We start from the raw sequence: 768 nt of genomic DNA, 5'->3' as shown, positions 1-768 counted from the left end.
TCGGCCGGGGCGGAAGCGGTCATCGCTAATGCCGTTCAGCAGGCTCGGCCATCATCCGGCGAACAGCCGGATGAGTACCGAACCAACCCCGGCCGTTGGGATAGAAGACGATCGCCTTGTTGTGCAGAAGGGGCGGCACACCGTCGGTGCCCTGCTCGAGCTGCGGATTCTCCTCGACCTGCTGCAGCACTTCGTAGTCCTGGGATCGAAGCTGGTTCATATAGAACCGCATCACCCGGTGCCAGACCGGCTCCACATGCTCTTCCGTGACCCGGGGTGAATCCGCGTCGACCGCGGCAGCGCAGGCGGCGCTCGTGTTGTCGATCATGTCGCGGAGGATTCCCGCCGAGAGCCGGCACAGAGAAGCGAGAGCCTCCTCGGAGAAGAGCTCGAGAGAGACATAGCGCGAGACGACGTTCTTGAAAAAGCCGAATCCGGCGTCGTCGAGCTCTTTCGAGCGCGGATCGCGGAAGACCTTGATGTTCGGCACGGTGGAATACCGGCCTCCGATCGTAGCGAGAAACGGCGTATTGAGAAGTGTGAGGGGGACGATGAAGACCTTCGAGATCTTCGGCAGAGTGAGGGTCTGAAAGTGACCGTTGAGCAACTCGAACGCGGGACCGGCGTCGACATGGTCGAGACCGTCGAGAACGCAGAGCACGCGCTTGCCGGTGTGCTGCTCCAGCACCTCGGCCAGATCGCTGATCAGGCGGGTGAACTCGAGCACGTTGGTGGAGATACTGCGGCGGATGATCTCGCGCTTGCCGC

Annotated in this window: 1 protein-coding gene; it reads right to left on the bottom strand. The window is 62.2% G+C overall.

Features of this window, described 5'->3' with window-relative positions; all coding sequences use genetic code 11:
* Nucleotides 1-25 precede the first annotated feature (25 nt).
* Nucleotides 26-768, bottom strand: a 743-nt coding sequence (locus GY769_04955) for a hypothetical protein (GenBank protein MCP4201266.1), incomplete at its 5' end; no start/stop codon positions are given.

It is taken from the genome of bacterium (genome assembly GCA_024224155.1).
In the GTDB taxonomy this organism is placed as follows: domain Bacteria; phylum Acidobacteriota; class Thermoanaerobaculia; order Multivoradales; family JAHEKO01; genus CALZIK01.
Note: the sequence above shows the minus strand (reverse complement) of the source record. Positions and strands in the feature narration are given on the sequence as shown.